A 22,975-nucleotide genomic window follows, 5' to 3' on the forward strand; every position below is an offset into this window, starting at 1 on the left:
CGACTACCGACCGATTTCCATTGAAATCGCCACGACACCCCCGTCAGGAACCGATCTGTTCCATCAGCACGTCGTGGTACGTGCCGACGCGGGCGTACACGCCGGGCTTGCCCGGACGGGCGCAGCCCTCGCCCCACGAAGTGACGCCGATCAGCTTGTTGTCCACGACCATCGGTCCGCCCGAATCGCCCTGGCAGGTGTCCACGCCGCCTTCCGGCAGCCCGGCACACACCATCGCGTCCGGCTTGAATTCTTGGTACGACTTCGTGCAGGTGTCCTTCGAGCCCAGCGGCACCGTGGCCTTGCGCAGGTTGTCGGACTGCTGGCCGCCCTCGGAGGTGTTTCCCCAGCCCAGAATGGTCGCCCGGGTGTTTTCCGCGTAACCGGGGTCATCGGTCGCGGCCAACACGATCGGCATTTCCCGCACCGGCGCGTCAAGGGTAAGCACCGACACGTCGAAACCGTTTGTCGCGTCCTGATATTCCGGGTGCACCCAGATGTCCTTCACCGTCGAAACGGTGCCGCCCTGCGCGCTCAGCACCGTGCGACCGCTGACCACGTTGATGTCCGACGGCCGCTGGTGGGTGGTGCAGTGCGCGGCGGTGACGACCTTGTTCGGGGCGGCCAGCGAACCGCCGCAGAACTGTTGGCCGGTCGGTGTCACCAGCGCGACGGTGAACGGGTGGTCCGCGATGTTCGCGTTTTCGCCGCCGATGATCTTCGATGTGATCTCCGATGGCTGCGCCTGTGCGGCGGAGGCCGTGGTCAGGGCGGCGACGGCGATCGCGGCGATTCCGGCGAACCGGCCCAGGCGATGTGGGGCATCGACCATCGTGATTCTCCTTGTCCCAGAAGGGTCGCTGCGCACTTCCCCCAGGCGGTTACGCACAGCGACAAGCTTGATCACACGATATCGGCGCTTTCACCTATCGGGAAGGTGGCTGAATTTGCCGTTTTAACCACTCCGCGCAACCACTTTGCGCGGATCAAGGGTTCGACCTCCTCGCCCGCACGGGGCCACCGGGCAACCGACCAGCGGTTTTCGCCTGCACTAACGGGATTCCACGGATGCGGGACACCGGTGAGCGGGAGTTGGTGTGGTGGGGTGGCCAGCGATCTCGACGCCGGGCAAGGCCGAAGTTCCGCCATTCGCACCGCGCCCTGAGTCCGCAAGGACACCCCGATTTCGCCTAAACTTGGCCGAGGTTTCCGATTCTGCCTGAACTTGGGAAAGCCCCCGGCCCTGCTAGGCAAGCAGGCGCTTGTGAACGTTCGTCAGCGCCTCCCGCACCACCCGGTAGGCGGTCCGCCCGACAGCCGCCGAGACCATCGCCGGGTCACCGTCGACGACGAATTCGACCGGCACGCCGACCGCCTCGGACTGCCCGACCAGCTCGGCCAGGTCCGGTACCTCGGTCGGCGCGGACACGTCGGGGACGCTCTGCTGCTCCGGCGATCCGCGCCGCAGCACGCCGACGAGATCCCGCAGCTCTTCCAACGCCTCGCAGCCGCTGGTGCGCAGTTCCTCGGCGGCCCGCCTGATCTGCGGGTCCTTGGCCGCCACGCCCAGCGCACGACCGGATGTACGGAATCGGCGGGGAACCTACTCGCGGCGGCCGAGCCTAGCCGAAAGTTGCGCCTACCCCGCCAGGTCGCAACTTTCGGCCCACCCAATTCGACCAAACGCGGTGTCGGGGAACCGATCGACAGGCTTGAATGGATCTACATTCCATCCGAGACCTGGGGGAAAGATGCGTGCCGAGCTGATCAGCCCGCTACCACCGCCGCCGACCACAACCGGACTGCGACCACTCGCGAAATGGCCGGTGTTGACCATCGCGGGGCTCGTCGCGGCCGCCCAGCTGGCGATCAGCCCCTTCGGCGGTTACTGGATCGACGAGGCGTACATGGTGGCCGCCGGGAAGTACCACCTGGACTGGGGCTACGTCGACCAACCACCGCTGGCGCCGCTGATCGCCGCCGCGATGGACTGGATCGCACCGGGATCGCTGCCGGTGCTCCGGCTGCCCGCGGTGCTCGCGACCGCCGCGCTGGTCGTGCTGACCGCGCTGCTGGCCCGCGAGTTCGGCGGTGACCGACGGGCTCAGGTGCTGGCAGCGGGCGCCGGTGCGACCGGCCTGTGGACCGCACTGGTCGGGCACTGGATCACGCCCTACACCTTCGAGCCGATGTTGTGGCTGGTGCTCACCTGGTCGCTGGTGCGCTGGGTGCGGCTGCGCGACCTGGGACGGCCGGACGATCGGCTGCTGCTCCTGTTCGGCGTGGTGCTCGGAATCACCATGCAGACCAAGTTCCAGGTCGCGATCTTGTGCGTGGCGCTGCTGATCAGCGTGCTGCTGGTCGGCCCACGAGACATCCTGCGCCGGCCGATGTTCTGGGGCGGTGTCGGCATCGCGGCGCTGATCGCCCTGCCGACGTTGCTCTGGCAAGCGCTGCACGGCTGGCCGCAGTTGCAGATGGGCGCGGTCGTCGCGAGCGAGTCGCCGGTACTCTCCGGGGGCCGCAGCGGCACCGCCATGACGCTGGTGCTCTACGCCGGAATCGCCGGTGCCGCGCTGTTTCTGCTCGGACTGTGGCGACTCGCACGCTCGGCCGAGCTGCGGTCGTACCGGTTCTTCGCCATCACGATCGTGCTGCTTTACGGCTTCTTCGTCGCGACCGCCGGGCGGCCGTACTACCTGATCGGCGTCTACGGCGTGGCGATCGCGGCGGGGGCCCTGGGCCTCCAGCGGCGCCGCGAATCCCGGCGCACGCGGTTGGGTTGGACGGCGTGGCCGCTATACGCGCTTTCCGCCGCGGCGGCGGGGTACATGATCTGGCTGTCCACGGCGCTGACTCCGCTGTTCGGGGTGCCAACGGCCGATTCGCTGGCACGCGAGACCTCGGCCGCATTCACCGCACTGCCACCGGAACAGCAGTCGCACACCGCAGTCCTCGGCGACAGCTACCTCCTGGCGGCGATGCTCGAAGTCGATAGCGGCCACCACGAACTGCCCAAGGTCTACAGCGCGCACCGCGGCTATGGCTACTTCGCGCTGCCTGGCGAGCAGATCGACTCCGTGCTGTTCGTCGGCGACGACTTGGCGGCGGTGCGGTCGCAGTTCACCGACGTCCGAAAGGTGCGGTCCGGTCAGGTCCCGGTCTGGCTCTGCACCGGCAAACACGGCACCTGGAACGAAATCTGGCCACAATTGCAGTCCATGTAGCGCAGCGATGAAAGCGGCTCGGTGCGGGCCGAGCCGCAGCACGCGCACTGCAACAACGGCTTCAGCGAGGCGCGAACAAGAGAGGGGCCGATCGTGGCCGCCCAAAACAACACGAATACCGCCGGACTCCGGCTCCGACCACCGCGCAACCGCGTCGAACGTCGCGCCATCGGTTGGTGGACGACGCAGGCTCTGATCCTCGTCGCCCCGCCGCTGATCGCGCTGGGGGTCACGGCGGCGCTTATCCCGCCCGCACGGCACTGGCTGGTGCTCGCTTTCATCGTGGTCGTCGTGCTCGGGGTGCCTTATGCCCTGGTGATGCCGCAGTGGCGATATCGCGTGCACCGCTGGGAAACCACCCAGGACGCCGTTTACACGGCAGCAGGCTGGCTGCGGCAGGAGTGGCGCATCGCGCCGATGTCGCGCATCCAGACGGTGGACACCGTGCGGGGCCCGTTGCAACAGCTGTTCAACCTCTCCAGCGTCACCGTCACCACGGCGTCTGCCGCCGGTTCGCTGTCGATCGACGGCTTGGACCGGCAGGTCGCGGAGGCGCTCGTCGAACAGCTGACGGCCACCACCCAGGCGACCCCGGGGGATGCGACATGAGCGGCGTCATCGACGGGCAGTGGCACCGCCTCGATCCGAAGACCATCGCGGCGATGAGCGCCCTGGTGTTGGCGCCGCTGGTACCGACCGCGGGGTTCATGCTGCTCTCGGGGGCCGAGGCGCAAACCCTGCTCAATACCGTGCTGATCTGGGTTGGCGCCGATGTGCTGATCACCGCGCTCGTCGCGATCGACTGGTGGTTCACCTGGTACCGGATCACCGCGGACCGCTTCGAACTGCGCCGGGGCAACCTGACCCGCAGCCACCGCTGGATCCCGCGCGACCGGATCCGCAGCGTCGACCTCACCTCGGCGCCGAGCCACCGGTTGTTCCGGGTCACGACGGTCAAGGTCGGCACCGGCGGGCAGGCCGGCGACAGCAGCGAGCTCAAGCTTGACTCGATCGCCCGGCACCACGCCGAATCCCTGCGCCAGGAACTGCTATTCGGCGGCGCGTCCACGTCGGACACCGCGGCGGCGAGCGACGCGGACAGCATCGCCGCAGGCGCGGATCACACCATCGCTCGGCTCAACCCGGCGTGGTTCCGCTACTCCGCCCTGACCCTGTCGCTGGCGCTGATCGTCTGGGGCGCGATCGGTTCGGCCGTCGGGTCGTTCAGCGAACTGCTGAAGGCCGTCGGCTTCTACGACGCGATCGCCGACACCGTGCTGTCGATGTCGTTGTGGATGGTCGTCACGGCCGGGCTCGCCATGGTCCTGCTCGTCGGCGTGATCGGCGCCATCGCGTTGTCCGTGGAGATGTGGTGGGGCTTCCGGCTGACCCGGGAGCGGGGGGACACCCTGCGGGTGAAGCGTGGCCTACTCACCACGCGGTCGGTCTCGCTGGAGGAACGCCGACTGCGCGGCATCGAACTGTCGGAACCACTGCTGCTGCGCTGGGCCGGCGGTGCCCGGCTCAACGCCGTGGCCACGGGGCTCAAGCAGAAGCAGGAAGACCGCCAGCCGGAGAACAAGACGTTGCTGCCCCCGGCGCCCAGAGCGGAAGCGCAACGAGTGGCATCAGCGGTATTGCGGGAACGAAAGTCGCCTGCTGACGCGGAATTGCGTCGGCACCCGCGGGCCGCGCTGCGGCGCCGGACCACCTGGGCGCTCGTGTCGGCGATGCCGTTCGTCGCGGCGGCCGCGGTCGCGGCGACGATCGGTTGGGTGCCGATCGCGTTGGCAGCGGCCGTGGCAGTGGTAACGGTCGCGGTTGCCGTTGGTTTCGCGGTGGACGCCTACCGCAACCTCGGCCACGAGGTCACCGATCGCTACCTGATCACGCGGTCCGGCAGCGGGATTCGCCGCACGGTCACCCTGCAACGCAGCGGGATCATCGGCTGGCGGATCACCCGAACCGTGTTCCAGCGGCGGGCGGATCTGATGAGCGTCGGTGCGACTACGGCTGCCGGGTGCAGCATCTACGAGGTGCACGACGTGAGCACCGAATCCGGCCTGGAACTGGCGGAAGCGGCAGTGCCGGGGCTGCTCCGGCCGTTTCTTGAACGGCCCTGATCATCGGGATCTTGGGTCGCCGGATCCTGGGTCGCCGGATCCTGGGTCGCCGGATCCTGGGCCGCCGGATCCTGGGCCGCTGAATCCTGGGCCGCCGGGTCCTGGGCGCGGCCCGAGGAGTCCGACCGATCGGTGATGGTGGCTCCGCTCGGACCTGAGCGGAGCCACTACTGCTCAGGAGTCGAAGCAGCCGTGCTTCAGGCCGCGGACGAACTCGTGCCAGCGTTGCGCTGCCACGGTGATCTGCCCGGCGGCTCGGTCCTTCGTGTCGCGAACTCCGACACAATCAGCCCCGAAGCCGACCTCGACGCACTGCCCCTGGCCCTGGGTGCGGGTGCTGGTGCGCCAGTCGGTGATACTTGCCATCTACAGCTCTCCTATGCGTTGTTGGATGAGTTGAATGGAACCTTCCGGATCTACCGCATGCGCCCGTAAATGGTCCATCATCGTGTCGTAGTTCGACAGTTCGATCTCCCTTTCGAGGTAAAGCCCGCCCACATGGGTTTCCAGGTAAACCACATCCGGGTCAATGCGATTCGAGTAGCGCAGGATCACGAACGGCCCGGCCTGCGCCGGGTGTGCGCCCGCGTCCAGCGGCATCACCTGCAGCGTGACGTGTGGCATTTCTACCAGCTTGAGCACGTGCTCCAACTGGCGGCGTAGCACTCCGTTGCCCCCGACGCGGCGCCGAAAAGCCGCTTCCCCGACGACCGCCCACAACTCCAGCGGGTTCGAACCAACAACCCGCTGCTGACGTTGGATGCGCAGATCGACTCTTCGGGTTATTTCCGAATCGTCCGCCCGAATGAGTGTCGCTTTGGTGAGCGCGTACGCATATTCGCGTGTTTGAAGAAGCCCCGGAATGGCTTCGGACTCATACGTGTGAATTGAAGATGCTTCGGCTTCCAACCCGACGTAGGTCTCGTACCACTCCGGCAGGACATCACTGTAGGAATGCCACCAACCGCGCTTCCGGGCGTCCCGCGCCAGGTTGATCAGCTGATCCCGCTCGGCTCCATCCACTCCGTAGAAGTCCAGCAATGCCGAGACATCACCGACCGAAGGGGACCGCTTCGCGGTCTCGAACCGCCCGATCTTCGCTTGTGTGCAGCCGAGGTGGGTTGCGGCCCCCTGCTGGGTGACCTCCGCTTGCGCCCGAAGCCGGCGCAACTCGGCGGCAAGGCGACGGCGACGCACCGTGGGACTCACTGTCATGAGCCCCATCCTCCACGCATGTCGACACTGAGTCACCACCCCATCACCCTTACGACATATGGCCCGCCGGGCCTGTCCGGCGGATGCGTGCAATGGGCGGGCCGAGGGCACCAGCCGAACGCGGTTCGCCGACCACCGGAGGGCGTTTCGCGGTGTACGTCCGGATCGCATTTCCGGTTTCGCGATGGGCCACCCTGCCCAGTTCCGGCCTCCTGTTGTGGTGGCAGGCAAGCAGATCCGGTCGGCAGGCGCCGCGCCACCTTGTCGACCCCAGATCCACCAAGTCCGGGCCGAGCGCCAAGAACCGCAGCCCGCTCGCGGTCGGCGGCCTACGGCCGCGGCACGTTGCGCAGGTTGCTGCGGGCCAGCTGCACCATCTTGCCCACCCCACCGGTCAGCACCGTGCGGCTCACCGCGAGCGCGAACCCCTTCACCTGGTCACCGGTGATTCGCGGCGGGATCGACAGCGCATTGGGATCAGTCACCACGTCCACCAGCGCCGGTCCTGGCCGCCGCAACGCATCGGCCAGGGCATCACGCACCTCGCCGGGTTTTTCCACCCGCGACGAGGGCATCCCGGCGGCGGCCGCGAGCGCGGCGAAGTCGACGTGGTCGTGGTCGGTGCCGAAGTCGGGCATCCCGTCGACCAGCATTTCCAGTTTCACCATGCCCAACGAAGAGTTGTTGAACACCACGACCTTCACCGGCAGCCGCTGGGTGCGCAGGGTCAGCAGATCACCGAGCAGCATGGAAAGCCCACCGTCGCCGGACATCGAGATCACCTGGCGGTCCGGCGCGGCTAGCTGCACCCCGATGGCCTGCGGCAACGCGTTGGCCATCGAGCCGTGCACGAAGGAACCGAGCACCCGTCGCCGCCCGTTCGGCGTGATGTAGCGGGCCGCCCAGACGTTGCACATCCCAGTGTCCACTGTGAACACCGCGTCGTCCGCGGCGAGGTCGTCGAGGACGTCGGCGACGTACTCCGGGTGGATCGGCACCTGGGTCTCGACGTGGCGCGTGTAGGCGTCGACGACGCGCTCCAGCTGACCGGCGTGCTCGCGCAGCATTCGGTTCAAGAAGGACCGGTCTGTCTTCCGCGGAACATGCGGCAGGACAGCGCGAATTGTCTCCCGCACATCACCGTGCACGGCGAGGTCCAGCACCGTGCGGCGCCCCAGATGGGCGGGTTCGATGTCGATCTGCACGGTGTGGGCCTGCGGCAGGAAGTTGTCGTACGGGAAGTCGGTGCCCACCAGCACGACCAGATCCGCGCGGTGCATCGCGTCGTAGCAGGCGCCGTAACCGAGCAGGCCGCTCATCCCGACGTCGAAGGGGTTGTCGTACTGGATCCACTCCTTGCCACGCAGGGCGTGCCCGACGGGCGCGTTCAGCCGCGCGGCGAGTTCCATGACGTCCCGGTGCGCGCCGCGGGATCCCGCCCCGCAGAACAACATCGGCCGCTCGGCCTTGTTCAGCTTTTCCGCCAGTGCGGTCACCTGCTCCGCCGACGGCACCACCACTGGCGGCTCGCACTCGACGATCCCGTGGCCGGTGGGTCGGACCGCCGGTTTCTGCGCGACGTCACCGGGCAGCACGAGCACCGAAACGCCGCGTCGGCCGGAGGCGGTCTGGATCGCGGTGCGCAGCAGGCGCGGCATCTGCTCGGGCTGCGACAGCAGTTCGCAGAAGTGGCTGCACTCGTTGAACAGCTCCTCGGGATGGGTTTCCTGGAAGAACCCGGTCCCGATCTGCTCGGACGGGATGTGCGACGCGAGCGCCAGCACCGGCGCTCCGCTGCGGTGCGCGTCGAACAGGCCATTGATCAGGTGCAGGTTGCCCGGCCCGCAACTGCCCGCGCAGACCGCCAGCCGCCCGGTCAGCTGCGCCTCGGCCCCGGCGGCGAACGCCGCGGCCTCCTCGTGGCGCACGTGCACCCACTCGATGCCGTCGGTACGGCGGACCGCATCGACCACCGGGTTGAGGCTGTCCCCCACGATGCCGTAGATCCGCCGCACCCCGGCCTGCACGAGCACTTCGATGAACTGGTCGGCGACAGTGGGCATGGGATCCTCCGACGGTCGACGGCACGGCCACTCCCCGCCTACGCGGGGTGTTCACAACCCGCGACCTCGAAACCAGAAGTCACCCTTTCGATTGATATCAGTAACGAATCGGGCGAAGCTCGCGATCTTAATCGATGCCGATCGATGCTTGATCGATGCCGAACAGCACACAGTCGAAACCTCTGCCGCCGAAAGGGATTTGCGGTGACCGTCCGCCTCTACACCACCTGCGCATTGGCCCTGACCGCCTCGGCGGTGGCCGGACTGCTCGTGGGTGGTTTCCTCGCCACTGCGGACCGCGCACCCGCGCAGCCGGAGATCTCCCAGCTTTCACGGCTCACCCCGGCCGCCGGCGGCAGCGGCGTCCCGCGCCAGTGACGTCGCATCACCGCCGACCGGCCCGTCGAGCGCATCGGCTAGCGTCGGGCGCATGAGTGAGCAGAATCGACTCTCGGTCGGCGACAAGGCACCCGAATTCGCACTGCCCGACGCCGACGGCAACACCGTGTCGCTGGGCGACTACCGGGGCCGGTCCGTGGTGGTCTACTTCTATCCGGCGGCGAGCACCCCCGGCTGCACCAAGCAGGCATGCGACTTCCGGGACAGCCTGGCAGTGCTCAACGACGCCGGTTTCGACGTTCTCGGCATCTCCCCGGACAAGCCGCCGAAGCTGGCGAAGTTCCGCGACGCCGAGGGCCTGACCTTCCCGCTGCTGGCCGATGAGGACAAGTCCGTCATGACGGCGTGGGGCGCGTTCGGCGAGAAGCAGAACTACGGCAAGATCGTGCAGGGCGTGATCCGGTCGACCTTCGTCGTGGACCCGGAGGGCAAGATCGCCAAGGCGCTGTACAACGTCAAGGCCACCGGCCACGTCGACCGGATCCGCAAGGACCTCGGCGTCTGACGCCGGAGCGGGATCCCGATTTTGCCTGAACTTGGGGAGATCCGGCGCGCCCGGCGCCGGTTCTGCCTCCAACCGCCGCCTTGTTCGCCCGGTTTCTCCGGCGGCCTTCTGCCGCTACAACTGCCCGTCCCCGGCGGAGTTAATCCAGGATCATGTAGATCGCCACTGCCGCGGCGATCGCCACCACAAGGTAGCGCAGCAGGTTCGACGGCAACTTCTGGGCGATCTTGCCGCCGACGAACCCGCCGAGCACGGTGGTGGGCACCAACAACAGCACGGCGATCCAGTCGACCGGCGCGATCAACGCGTAGACGATGAAAGTGACCGCGCTGCCGATCATGCCCAGCCAGCTCTTCAGCGCGTTCAACCGACGCATGGTGTCGGTGGCGGCGAGCACCAGGATCGCCATCAGGATGACGCTGCGCGCGCCCCCGAAGTAGCCGCCGTAAATCGAAGCCAGGAAGATTCCCACGGTCAGCAGCACGGAGCGGTCCGGGGCATCCTGGCCGGGCGTGCCCAGCCACTTGCGAATGGTGTTCTGGAACGCCATCAGCACAGCGGCCAGCCCCACCAACGCGGGCACTACCGCGTCGAACACCTCGCTCGGCAGCACCATCAGCAGCACGCAGCCCAGCGCCGATCCGGCGGCCGAGGCCGCCGTCGTCAGCCACAACCGCCGAGGAGTGCCGCCGAGGTCCTTGCGCTGGCTGATCGCGGCCCCGACGAATCCGGGGCCTTGCGCCACCGAGTTGGTCACGTTGGCGACCAGCGGCGGCATCCCGGTCGCCAACAGCGCCGGGAAAACCAGCAGGGAGCCGCCCCCGGCCACCGCGTTGATCGCGCCGGACAGGAAGCCGACGACGACGAGCAGGGCCAGTTCGAGCCAATCGGTGAACACGACTTCCGAAGTTAACCTCCGGAACCGCTCGAGCTCACAGCGGGGCGAGCGGCATCACACCGTGGTCGCCGAACACCTGCGCATCCGGCGAACCCGTTGTCCGCGCTCGATAACGCCACTATGGTTTTATAACACTGTCACGAGACTTCGCGGGAGAGTGTTTCGCCCATGAGCAACCCGTTCATGCAAGGCAATTGCGCACCGGTGCGCCAGGAATACACCCGCACCGACCTGCCCGTCATCGGCGAGATCCCCGCCCATCTTGTCGGCCGGTACCTGCGCAACGGCCCCAACCCGATCTCCGAGATCGATCCGGACACCTACAACTGGTTCATGGGCGACGGAATGGTGCATGGCATCCGGCTTACGCCGCTACAGCCTGGCTAAGCGGGAAGAAGAGCGAAAACCGCCGGGGCGCGGAGCTCACCGAGCTGATCGCCCTGCGCTTCGGCGGACTTCGCGAGCGAGATCAGCGAGCGCTACGCCGAAAGCTGGAAGAGGTCGGCGAGCTCGCCGGTGAGCGGCTAGAAGAGCTGTGCGCACTCTGCTGATTCGTGCAACGCCGCCAGGAGTAGCCGGAGGGCACGGCCTCGGTGGGGGGCCGCGTCTTTTCCCTCCGGAAGTCCTTCTACTGCGCGCATCTATGCGATGCAGTCGAAGCGTTTTGCCTTGACAGCGTTCAAGAACGTCGTGAACGCGGGGGGTTCGAACATCAGCGGCGCTCCTGCTGGGTCCTTGCTGTCCCGCACCGCGCGAAGGCTAGCGACCCAAGCGGTCAGGAACACCGCACGCAGAAAGGAGGAATGCTGCTGGACGCTGCGGTGCACGCGGAACATCACTACCCTCCTCCCAGCCGAGAAGTTCCGTTGCGTGCACCGAATCTCTGGAGCGAAGGGCGCCGTTGACCGACTTTGCCGGTCAACGGCGCCCTTCAGCAACGCTCTGTGTTCCTAGTTCAGTCCCGCTAGTCCCGTGTTTCGCACATGGGGGTGGTTGGGGTTGGAAGAGCGTTCCGCTTTGATCATCTTATCGTTGCGGGATGCGTGCACGACCGCTTCCGCAACCGATGGTCTTCGGTGGGCCGAGTGTGGAAAAGATGCTGGGTGCGTTGCCGGTGGTGGCCGACTACTGCGGCAGGTTGGACCTGGCCGGGATTATCGACCGGGCCTGCCCGGTGCGTGATGTGGCGATCCTGTCGCATGGGCAGGTGATCGAGGCGTTGGTGGCGAATCGGTTGACCTCGCCGACGCCGTTGTTGCGGGTCACCGATTGGGCGCGGGCATGGGCGGTGGAGGAAGTGCTGGGTATCGACCCCGCCAGGCTCAATGACGACCGGATCGCCCGCGCGTTGGACGCGATCGCCCCGGAGCTGGACCGGATCGTGGGATCGGTGGGGGCGCGAGCGATCTCGGCGTTCGGGCTGGATGTGTCCCGGTTGCATTGGGATATGACGTCGATCTCGCTGTATGGCGCATACGAACAGACCGATCCCGGCTACGCCGCACCACGATTCGGGCACCCGAAAGACCGTCGCCCGGATCTCAAGCAGGTCCAGGCCGGACTGGCGGTCACCGGCGACGGCGGGATACCGGTGCTGCATCGTGGCTACGACGGCGGCGCGGGAGAGGTCGCCCAGGTAGTGGGGGCGATGACCGCGCTGAAAAACCTTGCCGGGCCACGGGATTTTCTGTTGGTGGGGGACTCGAAGCTGATCTCCTACGGCAACCTGCACGCCATGGTCACCGCGGGCGTGAGATTCATCGCCCCGGCATCCAAGCTCTACGTCCGCGCCGCCGAGTTGGCCGCACTCGACCCGCAGGCGGCCACGGTTGTGGATTACGTAGCTGGACGGGACACCGGTAAACCAGCCGATCGCCGCGGCGCCTGGCGGGTCATGGAGGACACACTGAGCCTGCCCGGCAAGCGCAAGACCGACCCGGTACTGCGGCTGCGACGGGTGTTCGTGCACTCCACCGCCCGAGCGACGGCTGCCATGGCGGCACGGGCGAAGAAACTCGACCGGGCCCGCGGCGACCTCGACCGGGTCGTGCGTGGCCTGGGGTCGCGGCACTACCCGAGTGAGCACGCCGTCACCGACCGGGTCACCACCATCGCCCGCACCCGCCGTGTCAAGACCTACCTGCGCACCCAGGTCGGCACCGACCCCGTCACCGGTAAACCCACCCTGACGTGGTGGTTCGATCAGACCGCGCTGGATGCCGAGGCCTCCACCGACGGCTGGTACGCCCTGTTGACCAACCTGCCCGCCACCGTCACCGCCGCCGAGGTCCTCACCCGCTACAAGGGCCAGGAAGTGGTGGAACGCCGCTACTCGGCGTTCAAGGGCCCCCTGGCGGTGGCACCGATGTTCCTCAAGACCAACCGGCGCATCGCCGCCCTGCTCACCGTGATCTGTCTCGCCCTTCTCGTCTTCTGCCTGATCGAACGCGCCGTGCGGACCGCGATCGCTCCGGAGGTCAGGATGGCCGGCCTGTATCCCGGTCAGAAAGCCAAACCCACCGGCCGCTTGATCTTCCAGGCCCTGTCCGAACTCCGGCTGATCCCCGCCACCACCGGCCAACCCGCGACCATCCCGCAACCCGGGCCCGTCCAGACCCGACTACTCAACCTGCTTGCCGTCGATCCCACCCAACCGCCATGATCATCCGGCATACCCGGGTTCGTCCCACCCTCACCCATGTGCGAAAGACGCGGCTAGTTCTCGCAGGGCGGGGAGCAGCAGTCTGAGGGCACGGCCTCGGTGGGAGGCCGCGTCTTTCTCCTCGGGCGAGAGCTCGGCGCTGGTTCGGGTTTCGCCTTCCGGGACGAAGATCGGGTCGTAGCCGAAGCCGTTGGCGCCGCGCTCCTCCCGGATCACCTTGCCCCGCCACTCGCCGCGCACCACGGTTTCCTTGCCGCTCGGCAGGACCAGCGCCGATGCCGAGACGAACGCCGCGCCGCGGCGCTCGTCCGGGACGTCCGCGAGCTGGCCCAGCACCAGGTCCAGGTTGGCTTGGTCGTCGCCGTGCTTGCCCGACCAGCGGGCCGACAGGACGCCGGGCATGCCGTTGAGCGCATCGACCGTGATGCCGGAATCGTCGGCAACGGCCGGCAGACCGGTCGCCTTCGCCGCATCCACAGCCTTGGCGACCGCGTTCTCCTCGAACGTCGCGCCGGTCTCCGGGGCCTCCGGGAACGGCGGGACGTCGGCCAGGCCGACGACCTCCACCCCGGTCACGCCCTCGGCGGCCAGGATGCGGCGCAGCTCGACCAGCTTCTTCTGGTTGCGGGTGGCCAGCAGGACACGGGTCATGCCGCGCTCCCCGGCAACTCGCCCGGATACGGCTTGGCCAGCGCCGCGGCCTGCAGCTCGGCCAGCTTGGCGCAGCCGTCCAGCGCGAAGTCGATCATCGTGTCCATCGTCGAGCGCGTGTAGGTGGCGCCCTCGCCGGTGCCCTGCACCTCGACCAGGGTGCCGTGGTCGGTGGCCACCACGTTCATGTCCACCTCGGCGCGGGAGTCCTCCTCGTACGGCAGGTCCAGCCGCACCCGACCATCGACCACGCCGACGCTGACCGCGGCGACCGAGCAGGACAGCGGCTTCGGGTCGGCCAGCCGACGGGCCGCGCCCAGCCACGTCACGGCGTCCGCGAGCGCCACATAAGCACCGGTGATCGCCGCCGTGCGGGTGCCGCCATCGGCCTGGAGCACGTCGCAGTCCAGCGTAATCGTGTTCTCGCCCAGCGCGGCCATGTCGATGCAGGCCCGCAGCGACCGGCCGATCAGCCGGCTGATCTCGTGCGTCCGGCCGCCGATGCGGCCCTTCACCGACTCACGGGCGCTGCGGGTGTTCGTCGACGACGGCAGCATCGCGTACTCGGCGGTCACCCAGCCCAGCCCGGAGCCGGTCCGCCAGCGCGGGACTCCGTCCTGGACGGTGGCCGCGCACAACACCCGGGTCCGGCCGAATTCCACCAGCACCGACCCGGCCGGCCAGTCCTGGTATCCGCGCGTGATCCGCACCTCGCGGAGCTCGTCGTCGCTCCGCCCATCCGCTCTAGCCACGCCCCAACCCTAAGCCCGCCCGGCACCCGCCCCATAAGTGGCACCGCCGTGAGCGCTACTGCCGTCACCCACGAAGCGCCGGGACGGCGAGCCTAGACGTCGTAGGTGCGATCGGGACCGACGAGCTCGGTGGGGCCGTCGAAGGTGGCGATCGCCTCGGCGATGATCGCGTCGCGATCGGCCCACGGCACGAGGTGCGTGAGCAGCAGGCGACGGGCTCTGGCGGCCTTGGCCACCTCCGCCGCTTGGCGCCCGGACAGGTGCACGCCGTCCGGCGCGTCCGGGAAGTCCGCCCAGGACGCCTCGGATAGCAGCACATCGGCGTCCGCGGCGAGCTCGGTCAGCTGCGGGCACGGGCCCGTGTCGCCGGTGTAGGCCAGCACCTTGTCCTCGGCCGCGACCCGAAATCCCCACGCCGCGCACAGGTGCGCCACCGGCACCGCCTGCACCTCGAAGGGCCCGATGCGCACCGGCTCCGCGGAAATCGGGATGAATTCGAACACATCCGACAGATCGGTCTCGGCGAGCTCGGCCGCGTTCGGCGCGTAGAGGGCGGCGAGTCGTTCCGGCGCGTTCTCGGGCGCGATCACCGGCAACCGCCGCTCGGTCGCGTCGTACGGCGGGTTCGGGTGGTACCGGCGCAGCACCGTCAGCGCGCCGAAATCCGCGCAGTGGTCCGGGTGCAGGTGACTCAGGAACACCGCGTCGAGCTGGAACGGATCGAGGAACCGCTGCATCGCGCCCATCGTGCCGTTGCCGAGGTCCAGCACGATGCGGGTGCCGCCGGATTCCAGCAGGTATCCCGACGAGGGCGAATCCGGGCCGGGAAAGCTGCCGGAACAACCGAGGATCGTCAGCCTCATGCGATCGAGCTTGACACGATCAGCGGTCGCACGGCATCCGCCACTAGCGCCGGTCCGAGGAAGCGGGCCGCCATCCGGGCGAACCGGTCCGGCTCGCCGGTGGCGCGGAACTCGTGCTCGGGCACCGTTTTTGGGGCTGCGAGCAGGTCGTTCTCGGTGAGCACGCGCAGCACGTCTTTCGCTGTCTCCTCCGCGCTGGAGACCAATGTCACCTGCTGACCCATCACGAGCTGTAGCACGCCGGTGAGCATCGGGTAGTGCGTGCAGCCGAGGACGAGGGTGTCGACATCGGCCTGCTGGAGCGGATCCAGGTAGCTCTGCGCCAACCCCAGGATCTGCCGACCGCTGGTGATGCCGCGGTCGACGAAGTCCGCGAAACGCGGGCACGCCGCCGTGGTGAGCGTGATGTGCGGGGCGGCGGTGAACGCGTCGTCGTAGGCCCGGGACTGGATGGTGGCATTGGTGCCGATCACGCCGACCCGACCGTTGCGGGTGGTTGCCACAGCTCGCCGTACCGCGGGCAGGACCACCTCGACCACCGGGACCTGGTAGCGCTCGCGGGCGTCGCGCAGGCAGGCCGACGATGCGCTGTTGCAGGCGATCACCAGCATCTTCACGCCCTCGTCGACCAGCGAATCGGTGATCGCGAGAGTCCGGGCGCGAATCTCGGCCAGCGGCTTCGGACCGTACGGGGCGTGGGCGGTGTCCCCGACGTAGTGCAGCGTTTCGCCGGGCAGCTGGTCCATGATCGCTCGGGTCACGGTCAGCCCGCCGACGCCGGAGTCGAAGATCCCGATCGGGGCGTCAGTCACCCGGCCAGTGTGCCAGGTGTGGTTCCGGTGGCTTGCGGACGCGTGTTGCGCGCCACCAGCCAGGCCGCGAGCACGCCGCCCAGCGCGCCGAACAGGTGCCCCTCCCAGGAGATCCCGGGCTGGCCGGGCAGCACGCCCCACAACATGCCGCCCCAATAGAAGAACAACACCAGCGCGACCAGGATCTGAGCGAAGCTGCGCTGGAAGAAACCGCGCAGCAGCAGGAACACCATCCAACCGAAGATGATGCCGGACGCGCCGACGTGCACGCCTGGCGCACCGACCAGCCAGGTGCCGAGCCCGCCGATGATCCAGACCATCGCCGTCACGGCGATGAACTGGCGCAGTCCGCCGGCCAGCACCAGCCAACCGAGCACCAGGAACGGCAGCGTATTGGCCCACAGGTGCGGCCAGTTGAGATGCAGCAGTGGCGCCCAAATGATTCCGTCCAGGCCGCTGACCTGGCGGGGCTGGATGCCGTACTCGTCCAAGTTCGTCGCGGGGGTGGCAACGTCGTAGAACTCGATGCCGTACAGCACCGCGACGGCCATGAGCATGCCCACCAAGGCACGCAACGGGTTCTGCGGCACCACACGCGCTCGGCGACTGTCGGGCAATCGGCTCACACCATCGAGGCTACGCGGCAGGGCTCGTTCCGGTCTCGGGGATGACCCTGAGTTTTCCCGCCACGGTAGGGTCTTGCCCCGTCGCATCGGGTGTTGAAGAAGGTGACGCGTGCAAGCCCAGGTCGAGATCGCAGTTCGGGCCGCGGCGCGTGCGGGGCAGGCGCCGACCTGGGACGTGGGGACGGACACCTTGCTCTGGGTGGACCCGCCGACGCGCACCGTGCACCGCTACGCGCCCGGCGACACCGATCACACGATGCAGGTGCCGCAGCCGGTCAGCGCCGCGAAACCGCGCAGTCGTGGCGGGCTCGTGCTGCATCTCTCCGGCGGGATCGCGCTGTTCGCGGCCGACGGCGAGCAGCGGACCTGGCTCGTCTACTGGGCGCAGGACGGCGTCCAGGGCGGCGAGACGATGATCGACCGCAAGGGCCGGCTGTGGGCGACGACGGTGCCCGAGGGCGAGGCGGGCGACGGCTGGCTGGCGCGCATCGCGGGTGACGGCGCGGCGGGCATCGTGCTGCGCGGGCTGGCCGCCGGGCGCGGCATCGGCTGGAGCCCGGACGACACCAGGATGTACGTCGCGGACAGCGCGGCGCGGCGCATCGACGTGCACGACTTCGACCTCGCCTCGGGTGCGGTCGGAGAACGGCGGGTGCTTTGCCAGGTCGACGGCCAACCCGCCGGGATGTGCGTGGACGCCGAGGGCGGAATTTGGGTCGCGATGCGCGACCACGGCGAAATCCGTTGCCTCACACCGGAAGGCGAGCTCGACCGGGCGATTCCGCTGCCGGCCCAACGCCCCACGGCCTGCTGCTTCGGCGGCCCCGATCTCACCGACCTCTATGTCACCTCGGCCCGCGATGGCCTCGCCGAGCCGGCCGATGCGGACGGCTCCGTGCTCGTCCTCCCGAATGCCAGCACCGGAACCCGGGGCTTCGCGTTTACCGGCTGAGCCGAGCCGAGCTGGGCTACGCCCAGAGCTGGCCTTCGAGGCGTTGGGCGGCCTCGTCCAGGGTGCCGCTGTAGGCGCCCGTGGAGAGGTACTTCCAGCCCGCGTCCGCGACGATGAAAGCGATGTCGGCCGATTCCCCTTCGGCCGCCGCCTTCTCCGCGATGGTCAGCGCCGCGTGCAGCACGCCGCCGGTGGAGATCCCGGCGAAGATGCCCTCGCTCTCCAGCAGCTGCCGGGTGCGGCGCAACGCGTCGTAGGAGCCGACGGAGAACCGGCGGGTCAGCACGTCCGGGTCGTAGAGCTCCGGCACGAACCCCTCGTCGAGGTTGCGCAGGCCGTAGACCAGTTCGCCGTAGCGCGGCTCGGCCGCAACCACCTGCACGTCCGGCTTCTGCTGGCGCAGGTACCGGCCCACCCCGACCAGGGTGCCGGTGGTGCCCAACCCGGCCACGAAGTGCGTGACGGTCGGCAGGTCCCGCAGGATCTCCGGACCGGTGGTGCGGAAGTGGGCGTCGGCGTTTGCCTGGTTGCCGTACTGGTAGAGCATTACCCAGTCCGGGTTCTGCTCGGCCAGCTCCTTGGCCATCGCCACGGCCTGGTTCGAGCCGCCCGCCGCGGGCGAGGAGATGATCCGCGCCCCGTACGCCTGCAGCAGCAGGCGGCGCTCCTCCGAGGTGTTCTCCGGCATCACGCAGACCAGGCCATAGCCCTTGAGCTTGGCGGCCATGGCCAGCGAGATTCCGGTGTTCCCGGACGTCGGCTCCAGGATCGTGCAGCCGTGGGTGAGCCGGCCTTCCTTCTCGGCGGCTTCGATCATGGCCAGCGCCGCCCGGTCCTTGATGGAACCGGTCGGGTTGCGGTCCTCCAGCTTGGCCCAGAGCCGGACATCACGAGCCGGTGACAGGTGGGGCAGCCCCACCAGCGGGGTGTCACCGAGCGCGTCCAGCAACGAGTCGTAGCGAGCCACGGCGTACCTCCTCACCCTTCGATTTCCATTGAAATCGCCGGAAAGGGCGTCAGCGCATGCCGCCGGCGACGGCGGGCAGGATGGTGACGCTGTCGCCGTCGGCGACCTTGGCCTCCAGGCCACCGGCGAAGCGGACGTCCTCGTCGTTGACGTAGACGTTGACGAAGCGGTGCAGGCTGCCCTCCTTGACCAGGCGGTCCTTCAGGCCGTTGAAGTTGGTGTCGAGGTCGTTGATGACCTCGGCGACGGTGTTGCCGCTGGCCTCGACGGACTTCTGGCCGCCGGTGTGGGTGCGCAGGATGGTCGGGATCGAAACGTTGACTGCCATAAGGAACCTCCTGTCCACGAAGGACTTCGTTGGGAACGGAACGCGCGGCGCGATCGGCGGGCTGGGGTGGGCGAACCGCGGATCAGTCGCGGTCGGGAACCTCGTCGGCACCGGTGTGGGCGAACATGTACGACTCCACGACCTCCACCGGCTCCTCGGTCACCTGACCGTCGAGGATCCGGTAGGAACGCAGTTCATGGGTCTTCGGGTCCCGGGTGGACACGAGCACGTAGTGCGCGTTGGGCTCCGAGGCGTAGGAGACGTCGGTGCGCGATGGGTACGCCTCGGTCGCGGTGTGCGAGTGGTAGATGACCACCGGCTCCTCGTCGTTGGCGTCCATCTCGCGCCACACCTTCAGCTGTTCGGCGGAGTCGAACCGGTAGAAGGTGGGCGAGCGCTCGGCGTTGATCATCTCGATCAGGCGTGCGGGGCGGTCCGACCCTTCCGGGCCGGCGATCACGCCACACGCCTCGTCCGGGTGGTCCCGTCGGGCATGCGCGACCATCGCATCCACGAGGTCGCGTCGGATCACCAGCACAGCAACCATCCTAGTAGGTGAGGCACCGGTCTCCCACGATGTGGAAGTTTCTCGCACCGGTGCGGCTTCGTCGGCCGAAACGCAGGACCACGATGATTCATTCCCGCACCGAGGGGTAGAGGCGCGTGTAGGAAGTCACCTCATCGACCGGATCAGCAGCCAGCACGCCGCGCACGATCGCCTGCGCGGCGACCTCGGCCGCGACCGCGCAGACCGCGTCGAGCCGCGTGGACCAGCCCGGCTCCCCCGGGGCCGGTAGCGCCGCGCCCGTGCCCGTGGCCAGCGCGAACACCGTATCGCCGTCGACCAGGGCGTGCGCGGGCCGGATCGCGCGGGCCAGCCCGTCCTGCGCGGCCACCGCCAGCCGTTGGCATTCGGGCTTGGCCAGCCGGAGGTCGGTGGCGACTACGCCGATCGTGGTATTGAGCGGGCGGTCGATCGGGCCGTGCCGCCCGGGACGCTTTCCGGCCAGCCGCCGAGCTGCCTCGACCTCCGCCGGGTCGGGGGCGCGCAGCCCGGGTGTCGGGATCCACGGCAGCCCGGTGTCCGGGTCGATCGCCGAGCCCGAGGCGTTGACCACCATCAGCGCGCCGACGGTGGTGCCGTCGTCCAGCACCGCGCTGGCCGTGCCGATGCCGCCCTTGACGGTCCCCACGACCGCGCCGGTCCCCGCGCCGACGTTGCCCTGCCGGATCTCGCTGCCGCTTGCGTTCTCGCAGGCCCGGTAGCCGAACTCGGCGTCGGGCCGGTTGCCCCAGTCGCTCATCGGCAGGTCGAAGATCACCGCGCCGGGCACGACCGGAACCACGTGCGACGGATCGGCACCAACGCGGACACCGTGCCCCCGCTCACCGAGCCAGCGCATCACACCGTCGGCCGCCGCTAGGCCATAGGCGCTGCCACCGGTGAGGACCACGGCTTGCACCTGCTGCACCAGGTGGCTGGGTTCGAGCACGTCGGTTTCGCGGGTCCCGGGGCCGCCGCCGCGAACGTCCACCGCCGCGGTCGCCCCATCCGGCGCCAGGACGACGGTGGTTCCGCTCGCCCAGCGCGCGTCAAGCCGCTGCTGGTGCCCGACGCGCAGTCCGCCGACGTCGACGATCGCATCGAGCTCTCCTGGTCGGGTGCCCACTCGGCAGCCTCCTCGCGTCCGGGGCCGGTTCGGTTGCGACGGCCAGACACACGGGTCACTCGGTTACCGCACAACACGATCGCCATCACGTTAACCAGACGTAAAGGAAGCGCCGTCGTAGTTGTTGCCGACCCGCCGCCTCCGCACTGTGAGTTCGTTCACGACGAGGAGGACGGATGTCTACTGAGGTGCACGGCCGCGGCGAGGCGGTACGGCCCGGCGGCGAACGCCGGGTGGTCGCCAATGTCTTGCGAGGCTCGATCGGCAATTTGATCGAGTGGTACGACTGGTATGCCTACACCGCCTTCAGCGTGTACTTCGCCGGGGCGTTCTTCCCGAAGGGCGATCTGACCGCCCAACTGCTCAATACCGCGGGCGTGTTCGCCATCGGCTTTCTGATGCGTCCGCTCGGTGGCTGGTTGCTCGGCCGCTACGCGGACCGCTTCGGCCGCCGCGCCGCGCTGACGCTTTCGGTGACCCTGATGGCCTGCGGCTCGCTGGTGATCGCGCTGACGCCGGGCTTCCAGACGATCGGCCTCGGCGCCCCGGTGCTGCTGGTGCTAGCCCGCCTGGTGCAGGGCATCTCGGTCGGTGGCGAGTACTCGACCTCCGCGACGTACCTGTCCGAGGTCGCCAGCGCGAACAAGCGCGGCTTCTACTCCAGCTTCCAGTACGTGACGCTCGTCGCCGGGCAGCTCACCGCGCTGGGCGTGCAGATCGTGCTGCTCCAGGTGCTCAGCGGCGACGAGATGTCGGAGTGGGGCTGGCGGATCCCGTTCGTGATCGGCGCGATCGGTGCGCTGATCGTGATGTGGCTGCGCCGCAGCATGGACGAGACAGACAGCTACAAGAAGGCATCCAGCGGCAGCGACGCTCGCGGCACCGTGCGGGCGCTGCTGCAGCACCCCCGGGAATGCCTGCTCGTGGTCGGGCTGACCCTCGGCGGCACGGTGGCGTTCTACACCTACACGACGTACCTGCAGAAGTTCATGGTGAACACCTCGGGCATCGACAAGAGCACCGTCGCGTGGATCAACTTCCTGGCGCTGCTGGTCTTCCTGTGTCTGCAACCGCTGGCGGGCGCGCTTTCGGACCGCGTTGGGCGACGCTGGCTGCTGCTGGGCTTCGGGGTCTGCGGCACCGTGCTGACCGTTCCGCTCATGACGCTGCTCGGCTCCACGACAAACCCCGTGGCGGCGTTCGCGCTGATGCTCGCCGGGCTGGTGATCGTCACCGGCTACACCTCGATCAACGCGATCGTCAAGGCGGAGCTGTTCCCGACCAACATCCGCGCGCTCGGGGTTGGCCTGCCCTACGCGCTGACGGTGGCGATCTTCGGCGGCACCTCCGAGTACGTGGCGTTGTGGCTCAAGCAGGCGGACCTGGAACCGGTGTTCTTCTGGTACGTCTCCGGCTGCGTGCTGATCTCGCTGCTGGTCTACCTGCGGATGCGGGAGACCTCGAAGGACTCCCGTCTGCAGGGTTGATGCGGCGCGTGGCCATACTCTGGGCGGGAACTTCGGAGGTGGCCGGTGCGCGTGCTTCTCGTCGAGGACGACGATGGTGTGGCGAACGCGCTGGTCGAAGTCCTCACCGCGCACGGCCACCAGCCCACCCGGGTCGCTCGCGGCGCGGACGCGCTGACCCGGCACCGGGACCACGACCTGGTGCTGCTGGACCTGGGCCTGCCGGATGCCAATGGCCTTGACGTGCTGCGAAAACTCCGCCGGATCGGGCCGATTCCGGTGGTGGTGCTGACCGCCCGCGGCGAGGAGCGCATGGTCGTTCGCGGCCTGCGCTCCGGCGCGGACGACTACCTGGTCAAGCCGGTGCGGATGGCGGAGTTGCTGGCCCGTATCGAGGCGGTGGCCCGGCGGGGTCGCGCGATGCCCGTGGCGGCCGACGAGGTCTTGGTGGGCGATGTGCGCGTCGATCTGCGGACCCGCCGGGTGCGGGTCGAGGACCACGACGTCGAGTTGACGCCGAAGGAGTTCGACGTGCTCGCGGTGCTCGCGGGCGAGGCCGGTACGGCGGTCAGCAGGCAGCGCCTGATGGACGAGGTGTGGGGCGATGCTTACCTCGCGGTTTCGCGCTCGCTGGACGTGCACATCGCGCAGCTGCGCGCCAAGTTGGGGCGCCCGGAGTTGCTGGTGACGATCCGCGGTTTCGGTTACCGGTTCGGGGAGCACTGAGCCGGTGAGTGCTTCGTCCGGTAAGCACCAGCGCAGCCGTGTGGGGCTGGGCTCGTGAGCGGCCATTCCG

Annotated in this window: 25 protein-coding genes and 1 pseudogene; 10 read left to right on the top strand and 16 right to left on the bottom strand. The window is 68.5% G+C overall.

The annotated features are described in order from the left end of the window. Positions 1-43: 43 nt before the first annotated feature. On the bottom strand, positions 44-832 hold the full coding sequence (locus BJ970_RS03715) for a S1 family peptidase (RefSeq protein WP_184723751.1): 789 nt from the start codon (positions 830-832) through the stop codon (positions 44-46). Between the two features lie 414 nt (positions 833-1,246). Continuing rightward, positions 1,247-1,564 carry a sensor histidine kinase gene (locus BJ970_RS03720; RefSeq protein ID WP_184723754.1) on the bottom strand — a complete coding sequence of 106 codons (318 nt, stop codon included), beginning with the start codon at positions 1,562-1,564 and terminating at the stop codon, positions 1,247-1,249. Between the two features lie 187 nt (positions 1,565-1,751). Here BJ970_RS03720 and BJ970_RS03725 point away from each other — a divergent pair, with 187 nt between their 5' ends. From BJ970_RS03725 to BJ970_RS03735, 3 genes are all read left to right on the top strand, one after another. Beyond that, on the top strand, positions 1,752-3,227 hold the full coding sequence (locus BJ970_RS03725; protein ID WP_184723757.1) for an ArnT family glycosyltransferase: 1,476 nt from the start codon (positions 1,752-1,754) through the stop codon (positions 3,225-3,227). A gap of 93 nt (positions 3,228-3,320) precedes the next feature. Beyond that, entirely contained in the window at positions 3,321-3,836 is a 516-nt protein-coding gene (locus tag BJ970_RS03730; RefSeq protein WP_184728846.1) for a PH domain-containing protein, read from the top strand. Continuing rightward, positions 3,833-5,350, top strand: a complete 1,518-nt coding sequence (locus BJ970_RS03735) for a PH domain-containing protein (RefSeq protein WP_184723760.1) — start codon at positions 3,833-3,835, stop codon at positions 5,348-5,350. Before BJ970_RS03730 ends, BJ970_RS03735 begins: the two co-directional genes overlap by 4 nt. Before the next feature lie 174 nt (positions 5,351-5,524). Here BJ970_RS03735 and BJ970_RS03740 read toward each other — a convergent pair whose 3' ends face one another. The 3 genes from BJ970_RS03740 to BJ970_RS03750 form a co-directional block, all read right to left on the bottom strand. After that, a complete protein-coding gene (locus BJ970_RS03740; protein ID WP_184723763.1) occupies positions 5,525-5,716 on the bottom strand; it encodes a DUF397 domain-containing protein in 192 nt (63 codons plus the stop codon). Beyond that, positions 5,717-6,547, bottom strand: coding sequence for a helix-turn-helix domain-containing protein (locus tag BJ970_RS03745; protein WP_312864094.1), 831 nt, complete (start codon positions 6,545-6,547; stop codon positions 5,717-5,719). Between the two features lie 347 nt (positions 6,548-6,894). Continuing rightward, positions 6,895-8,628 (bottom strand): pyruvate dehydrogenase, encoded by a 1,734-nt coding sequence (locus tag BJ970_RS03750; RefSeq protein ID WP_184723770.1) that lies wholly within the window; start codon positions 8,626-8,628, stop codon positions 6,895-6,897. Positions 8,629-8,832: 204 nt separating this feature from the next. Between BJ970_RS03750 and BJ970_RS03755 the strand changes: the two genes are divergently transcribed. Together BJ970_RS03755 and bcp are read left to right on the top strand one after the other, a co-directional pair. After that, positions 8,833-9,006 carry a hypothetical protein gene (locus BJ970_RS03755; protein ID WP_184723773.1) on the top strand — a complete coding sequence of 58 codons (174 nt, stop codon included), beginning with the start codon at positions 8,833-8,835 and terminating at the stop codon, positions 9,004-9,006. 52 nt (positions 9,007-9,058) lie between these two features. Then, positions 9,059-9,532: a thioredoxin-dependent thiol peroxidase gene (gene bcp / locus BJ970_RS03760; RefSeq protein ID WP_184723776.1), complete on the top strand. Its 474-nt coding sequence runs from the start codon at positions 9,059-9,061 to the stop codon at positions 9,530-9,532. Between the two features lie 139 nt (positions 9,533-9,671). Here bcp and BJ970_RS03765 read toward each other — a convergent pair whose 3' ends face one another. Next, a complete protein-coding gene (locus tag BJ970_RS03765; RefSeq protein ID WP_184723779.1) occupies positions 9,672-10,430 on the bottom strand; it encodes a sulfite exporter TauE/SafE family protein in 759 nt (252 codons plus the stop codon). Positions 10,431-10,598: 168 nt separating this feature from the next. Here BJ970_RS03765 and BJ970_RS03770 point away from each other — a divergent pair. Then, positions 10,599-10,796: pseudogene (locus BJ970_RS03770) on the top strand (carotenoid oxygenase family protein); the annotation flags it as partial. A 275-nt stretch (positions 10,797-11,071) separates the two neighbouring features. Here the strand turns inward: BJ970_RS03770 and BJ970_RS03775 are convergent. Next, positions 11,072-11,266, bottom strand: coding sequence for a DUF397 domain-containing protein (locus BJ970_RS03775; RefSeq protein WP_184723782.1), 195 nt, complete (start codon positions 11,264-11,266; stop codon positions 11,072-11,074). Positions 11,267-11,469: 203 nt separating this feature from the next. On the opposite strand from BJ970_RS03775, the gene BJ970_RS03780 reads away from it, so the two are divergent. Next, positions 11,470-13,092 carry an IS1634 family transposase gene (locus tag BJ970_RS03780; RefSeq protein ID WP_246470688.1) on the top strand — a complete coding sequence of 541 codons (1,623 nt, stop codon included), beginning with the start codon at positions 11,470-11,472 and terminating at the stop codon, positions 13,090-13,092. Positions 13,093-13,122: 30 nt separating this feature from the next. Here BJ970_RS03780 and rdgB read toward each other — a convergent pair whose 3' ends face one another. The 5 genes from rdgB to BJ970_RS03805 all read right to left on the bottom strand — a co-directional run bounded on the left by rdgB (position 13,123) and on the right by BJ970_RS03805 (position 16,796). Beyond that, positions 13,123-13,743 (bottom strand): RdgB/HAM1 family non-canonical purine NTP pyrophosphatase, encoded by a 621-nt coding sequence (gene rdgB, locus BJ970_RS03785; RefSeq protein ID WP_184723785.1) that lies wholly within the window; start codon positions 13,741-13,743, stop codon positions 13,123-13,125. Next, complete coding sequence (rph, locus tag BJ970_RS03790) at positions 13,740-14,495, bottom strand: ribonuclease PH (protein ID WP_184723788.1); 756 nt, start codon at positions 14,493-14,495, stop codon at positions 13,740-13,742. The genes rdgB and rph overlap by 4 nt, the downstream gene beginning before the upstream one ends. 92 nt (positions 14,496-14,587) lie before the next feature. After that, on the bottom strand, positions 14,588-15,358 hold the full coding sequence (locus tag BJ970_RS03795) for an MBL fold metallo-hydrolase (RefSeq protein ID WP_184723791.1): 771 nt from the start codon (positions 15,356-15,358) through the stop codon (positions 14,588-14,590). Next, entirely contained in the window at positions 15,355-16,170 is an 816-nt protein-coding gene (gene murI / locus BJ970_RS03800) for a glutamate racemase (protein WP_184723794.1), read from the bottom strand. Before murI ends, BJ970_RS03795 begins: the two co-directional genes overlap by 4 nt. Beyond that, the gene (locus BJ970_RS03805) at positions 16,167-16,796 is read right to left on the bottom strand and encodes a rhomboid family intramembrane serine protease (RefSeq protein WP_312864095.1); all 630 of its coding nucleotides are present in this window, start codon (positions 16,794-16,796) and stop codon (positions 16,167-16,169) included. Before BJ970_RS03805 ends, murI begins: the two co-directional genes overlap by 4 nt. 109 nt (positions 16,797-16,905) lie before the next feature. On the opposite strand from BJ970_RS03805, the gene BJ970_RS03810 reads away from it, so the two are divergent. Then, positions 16,906-17,748, top strand: a complete 843-nt coding sequence (locus BJ970_RS03810; RefSeq protein ID WP_312864096.1) for an SMP-30/gluconolactonase/LRE family protein — start codon at positions 16,906-16,908, stop codon at positions 17,746-17,748. 16 nt (positions 17,749-17,764) lie between these two features. Here the strand turns inward: BJ970_RS03810 and BJ970_RS03815 are convergent, their stop codons facing one another. The 4 genes from BJ970_RS03815 to BJ970_RS03830 all read right to left on the bottom strand — a co-directional run bounded on the left by BJ970_RS03815 (position 17,765) and on the right by BJ970_RS03830 (position 20,713). Continuing rightward, complete coding sequence (locus BJ970_RS03815) at positions 17,765-18,715, bottom strand: PLP-dependent cysteine synthase family protein (protein WP_184723797.1); 951 nt, start codon at positions 18,713-18,715, stop codon at positions 17,765-17,767. A gap of 49 nt (positions 18,716-18,764) precedes the next feature. After that, a complete protein-coding gene (locus tag BJ970_RS03820; RefSeq protein WP_184723800.1) occupies positions 18,765-19,043 on the bottom strand; it encodes a MoaD/ThiS family protein in 279 nt (92 codons plus the stop codon). An 82-nt stretch (positions 19,044-19,125) separates the two neighbouring features. Continuing rightward, positions 19,126-19,581 carry a M67 family metallopeptidase gene (locus tag BJ970_RS03825; RefSeq protein WP_312864097.1) on the bottom strand — a complete coding sequence of 152 codons (456 nt, stop codon included), beginning with the start codon at positions 19,579-19,581 and terminating at the stop codon, positions 19,126-19,128. A 97-nt stretch (positions 19,582-19,678) separates the two neighbouring features. Beyond that, the gene (locus tag BJ970_RS03830) at positions 19,679-20,713 is read right to left on the bottom strand and encodes a P1 family peptidase (RefSeq protein WP_184723806.1); all 1,035 of its coding nucleotides are present in this window, start codon (positions 20,711-20,713) and stop codon (positions 19,679-19,681) included. 176 nt (positions 20,714-20,889) lie between these two features. Here BJ970_RS03830 and BJ970_RS03835 point away from each other — a divergent pair, with 176 nt between their 5' ends. Both BJ970_RS03835 and BJ970_RS03840 read left to right on the top strand, forming a co-directional pair. Next, complete coding sequence (locus tag BJ970_RS03835; protein WP_184723809.1) at positions 20,890-22,200, top strand: MFS transporter; 1,311 nt, start codon at positions 20,890-20,892, stop codon at positions 22,198-22,200. A 45-nt stretch (positions 22,201-22,245) separates the two neighbouring features. Continuing rightward, positions 22,246-22,905 carry a response regulator transcription factor gene (locus tag BJ970_RS03840; protein WP_184723812.1) on the top strand — a complete coding sequence of 220 codons (660 nt, stop codon included), beginning with the start codon at positions 22,246-22,248 and terminating at the stop codon, positions 22,903-22,905. The last annotated feature ends 70 nt before the right edge of the window (positions 22,906-22,975 follow it).

The organism is Saccharopolyspora phatthalungensis (genome assembly GCF_014203395.1).
In the GTDB taxonomy this organism is placed as follows: Bacteria; Actinomycetota; Actinomycetes; order Mycobacteriales; family Pseudonocardiaceae; genus Saccharopolyspora; species Saccharopolyspora phatthalungensis.